6 protein-coding genes are annotated in these 4,461 nt (G+C 55.5%); 1 reads left to right on the top strand and 5 read right to left on the bottom strand.

The window, feature by feature from the left end:
* Nucleotides 1-65: 65 nt before the first annotated feature.
* Genes NW806_RS05825 through NW806_RS05810 form a run of 4 tightly spaced genes read right to left on the bottom strand, consistent with a single transcriptional unit; the run spans nt 66 to nt 2,582 of the window.
* Nucleotides 66-641 carry a hypothetical protein gene (locus NW806_RS05825; protein ID WP_414410369.1) on the bottom strand — a complete coding sequence of 192 codons (576 nt, stop codon included), beginning with the start codon at nt 639-641 and terminating at the stop codon, nt 66-68.
* 48 nt (nt 642-689) lie between these two features.
* On the bottom strand, nt 690-1,295 hold the full coding sequence (locus NW806_RS05820; RefSeq protein ID WP_414410368.1) for a Uma2 family endonuclease: 606 nt from the start codon (nt 1,293-1,295) through the stop codon (nt 690-692).
* 29 nt (nt 1,296-1,324) lie between these two features.
* A complete protein-coding gene (locus NW806_RS05815; protein WP_414395677.1) occupies nt 1,325-1,909 on the bottom strand; it encodes a Uma2 family endonuclease in 585 nt (194 codons plus the stop codon).
* A 43-nt stretch (nt 1,910-1,952) separates the two neighbouring features.
* Entirely contained in the window at nt 1,953-2,582 is a 630-nt protein-coding gene (locus NW806_RS05810) for a Uma2 family endonuclease (protein WP_414410367.1), read from the bottom strand.
* 110 nt (nt 2,583-2,692) lie between these two features.
* Here NW806_RS05810 and csx2 point away from each other — a divergent pair, with 110 nt between their 5' ends.
* The gene (csx2, locus tag NW806_RS05805; protein WP_414410366.1) at nt 2,693-4,000 is read left to right on the top strand and encodes a TIGR02221 family CRISPR-associated protein; all 1,308 of its coding nucleotides are present in this window, start codon (nt 2,693-2,695) and stop codon (nt 3,998-4,000) included.
* 280 nt (nt 4,001-4,280) lie between these two features.
* Here csx2 and NW806_RS05800 read toward each other — a convergent pair.
* On the bottom strand, nt 4,281-4,461 hold a 181-nt coding region (locus NW806_RS05800), incomplete at its 5' end, for a hypothetical protein (protein WP_414410365.1).

Here is a 4,461-nt window from a genome sequence, read left to right as displayed (position 1 = left end):
TCAGGCATTGTGCCAGCATTTCCGCTATCTCCCTGGGGAGGACAGTATCCCCTGACAAGGGAGCTTTAGGACAAGGGGTTCTTTTTTGGATTTCCTAGATATGCCTGAATCCAGCCCACCAGCCGCTGAGAGAGCACGAAAGCCTCTGGCTCGCTCCCTTTGACGCCTACTTGGCTATTGAAGCAAGCGATGACCTCCTCTTTCAGATCAGGCTGGGAAGGGTCTTCGCGAAACTGGAGCCGCACCTGACTTTGGACTTGGAAACTCTCTTGGGCTTGGTTGTCTAAGACCTCCCAGCCTACCCGATGTATCCGCACCCCTTGCAATTGAGCCAAGGGATAGGAGAACGCCTGCTGCCGCCAAATTCCCCAAGGGCCACGCAGACGGGTTAAGGTGACCCGTTGGTTTTCGCGATCCAAGCTCAAGATTTGCCCCAACCCCCAAGGGATCCCAGTCCATAGGCCCACCCCCACAAGCACCAACCCCAAGAGCAGCGAACGAGCCCACAGCTGGGATCCCAGCGCCAACAGCCCTAGGCCCACAACCACCCGCCAGGCCAGTTGCTCAGGGGTAAACCTTTGCAGGGCAATCCGCAGCCGTCTGGGGTTGCGCCCCAGGACTTGCGGGTGAAGTGGTGCCATGAAAGCGGATCCCGTTTTTGGGGCCAGTTTACCAGGTGCCTTAGAACCCTAGAACTCAGGCTCGGCAAAAAACTCTGACAAATCCAAGGCAAAACCAGGGATCACCTCTTCGCCTTCCAGAATGTCCCCTGGCCGCTTCAATGCTGCGGGCTCAGGCTGGCGGTAGACTAAAACATACTTTTCTTCGGGATGAATGACCCAAACAAGCCGGGATCCGTTCTCAAAGTACTCGACAATTTTGTCGTGGATCTCTCCTACAGTGGCCTCAGAGAGAACCTCTATAGCCAGGTCCGGAGCTCCCTCGATGTAGCCCTTGGGGATCCCGCCAAGGGATCGCAGCCGCTCTTTGGAGAAAAAAGAACAATCTGGGGAGCGGCGGTTGCCAGATTTCATTTTAAACGAGGTATCAGCGTCGAAAGTAAAGCCAAGCTTTTGGCTGCGGACATAGGCGCCCAGGAGGATGTGAATCAAACTTACATAGTACCCATGCTTTGCACCTGCCGAGCCCACGGCAACCAGTTCCCCGTTCACAACTTCATAGCGATTGCCATCATCAGGCAGGGCCATAAACTCTTCATCCGTCCAAATCTTCCGAGGAACTGCTGCAGAGTTTTCAGCAAGCTCTTGCGCTAGCCCTTCTAGAGCTTCAATCATGGTAACCCTCTCAAAAATAGCTAAAACAACTAAGGGATCCTCGCTTGGGCAAACACATCCTGCGGGACAACCGCTAGACCTGGGAGGAACTCATCCTGAATCACTTGGGATCCAGTAAATGTCCGCGGTGGGGCATCGGGATAAAAGACTGTGATGCTCTTAGCTTGGGGATCCACCACCCAAACTCGGGGGACGCCCGCATCCAAGTAATCGGCTACTTTCTGAAGCATCGCCCCAAAGCTTTGGCCAGGAGAAAGGATCTCAATCACCCACTCAGGAGCTACCGGACAAGGTCCATCTTGGGTATGCTGGGCTGGCCAGCGCTCAAAGGAAACATAGAGTAGGTCGGGAACCGGAAACCATTCTTTCCCTTGCCGCTGCAAAACAATCGCTAACTCTGTGTACACATCCCCCTTACCCTGACACCATGCATCCAGGATCCAAAGCAGTCGTTTCTGCAGGGAGGCATGAAACCTTTGGGGCGACATGGGCGCATCCTTGGGGACGGCTTGTCCATCGACCAGCTCATAGGTAACATCTCCCTCTGGCAAGGCTAGAAACTGCTCGGGAGTCAGTTTTTGACCTGAAACCAGCGGCTCTGTAGTTGATAGCATCAGGAGATCCTCCTTATCTTTTGCTGTTTGAGGTTGCTGCTCGCTAAGGGATCCGCGCTTGGGCAAATACATCCTGAGGAACAACCTTCAAGCCCGGCAAGAAATCCTCTTGAATAGCTTGGGATCCCGTAAAGGTCTTTGGCGGGGCATCGGGGTAGAAGACTGTGATGCTCTTGGCCTGCGGATCCACAATCCAAACGCGGGGGATCCCCGCTGCTTTTTGAAGTACAGCCCCAAAACTCTGCTCTGGAGTAAGAATCTCAACCACTAGTTCAGGAATGGCAGAACAAGGCTCATCGGCCATGGCCTCAATTGGCAGTCGCTCATTGGAGATGTAGGTGATGTCCGGGATCGGGATCCAGGGCTCCCCTTGTCGACTTAGGACAATTGCCCATTCAGTGTGAGCGGATCTCGGCTTGGGACACTCAGCAGCGGAACACCAGTCCTCAAGGATTCGCCACAAGATAGGCTGAAGACGAGCGTGGAAGCGCTTTGGCGACATAGGTTCATGTTTGGGAACAGCTTGCCCATCGACCAGCTCACAGGTAGCATCTTCCTCTGGCAAGGCGAGAAGTTGTTCGGGAGTGAGCGATAGCTTTTCGTCGAGATCATGCTGGAATCCCCATCGCTCCAGAGGCCCACTGCTTTCTAGGTTAACTTCAGGCTCTTTCACCTTCTCTGTTTGGGAAAAGGTGTCTTGTTTTCGTGAAGGGGGGCTTTCAGGTTGCAGGAGCTTGCCAGCGCCTATGCTTTGATTGTTGCAGGCTCACCTGGAGGATCCCTATGGCCAAAACCCTTTTGACTACCCTGGGCACCACCAAATACACGGAGACAGTGTATTTCTTTGGAGAGCAAAGGGCAGATAAAACCTGCTACGTTGCCAAAGCCCTCTGCCAGCTTTTTGAGATTGACAGGGTTGTTCTCCTGCTTACCGAAGAAGCCCGCGCTACGCACTGGAACTGTCTGCAGGACTGTCTTCCCTCCCACGTGGAGAAAATTGCCAGGGCTATCCCCGAAGGGAAAACCGAGGCAGAGACTTGGGAGATCTTCGACGTGCTGGTGGATAGCATCGAGCCTAACACCCAGCTGCTTTTTGATATCACCCACGCCTTTCGCTCCATCCCGGTGCTGATGCTCTTGGGAGCCGCCTTTTTGCGCAAGGCTAAAAACGTCGAGATCCAGGGGCTCTACTACGGCCTCTACCGCCATGGCCAGGCAGAAACCCCCATCATCGATCTCACGCCGGCCATTCGGCTTTTGGACTGGCTGACGGCTAGTGACAAGTTCATCAGCACCGGCTCGGCGGTGGAACTGGGGCAGCTTTTGGACAGGGTTCAACGGGACTTTTACCGGCAGCAAAAGCCCGGCAAAGGGGATCCCCGGCCCACCCGGCTGCAGGGCTTTGGACAGGCCATCCGCGACATCTCCCGTTCCCTAGAGCTGGTGAGGCCCGTCAGCCTGCAGGAGGACTTGCGCAAGTTACAACGCCACCCTACCGAGGAGTTGGCCAAGGAAGCGGGCCAATTTGCCAAGCCCCTTGGCCTACTGCTGCAAAGTATTCAAGATAGCTACAGCCAACTGGCGCTGCCGGCAGAAAAGGCGGCGGATCCCCAAGCGCAAGTTCAAAAGCACTTTCAACTGCTGCGCTGGTATGTTGAAAAGCGCCTCACCACCCAAGCCATTCTCTTGGCCCGCGAGTGGGTAGTCTCCGCCCTTTGCCTCTGTGAGGGGCTCCAAAACTACCGCCAACGAGAAGCGCGGCAAGTAGTTGAACACCAGTTGGGATCCCTTATCCAGCGGAAAAAGCAGCCCTTGGGAGATCCCCCTGCAACTGGCGAATCAGTCCAGCAAGAGGAGCAGCTTCAGTTCCTTCCTCCCATTGCCGCCCACGTTTCGGATGTGAAGCAGCTTGCTGATCTTTGGTCTTGCCTAAGCGAATACCGCAACGACGTGGCCCATGGGCAGATGAATCCCGATCCCCTAGGCGGCGAGGCCTTGGAGAGCTTTGTGCTGCAGAAGCTGCTGCCCAGCTTGGAGGCGCTGTTTCCCGAATTGACCCGGCTAGAAAAGGATCCTTCCGCTTCTTGGTAAACCCAAGACATCGGCAGCTTCGTTCCCGCTTTTCAAGCCTAGTTAAAAAGTTGGCCAAGCTCAAGCTTGATCCTCCCAGACGACCAGAAAAAAAGCTGAAGAAATCTACGAAGCAAGGGGGATCGACGGATGGTGTTTTGTAGCCTCTGTAACCTCGACACCAGAAGGCTGTCGGGTTCTTGTCTTTAGTTGTTCTAAACGTCCCCTTCCTGCTGCGAGAACACCATGGCTTATCACTACTGGCAAGCGAAGCTTTGGGGTCTGCTGCACGACCCCGCCCTCAAGGCCCTCCACGACGCCTCTGGCCGCGCCAAGGAAGGACTGTGGCCAAACCTAGCTGCCCCTCCACGCACACCGCCCCCGTGGAGAGGCCCGAGACATCCTTTGTGCCCTCGGCCAGCTTGTTGGCCTCCTGGAAGAGCGTCCCCGCATCCCCGCCCAGGTAGGCGGTGTAGACCACG

The sequence above is a fragment of the Synechococcus sp. W65.1 genome (assembly GCF_047461615.1).
Classification (GTDB): domain Bacteria; phylum Cyanobacteriota; class Cyanobacteriia; order Thermostichales; family Thermostichaceae; genus Thermostichus.
The sequence above is the reverse complement of the archived record's forward strand: the minus strand, read 5'-3'. Positions and strand labels throughout refer to the sequence as shown.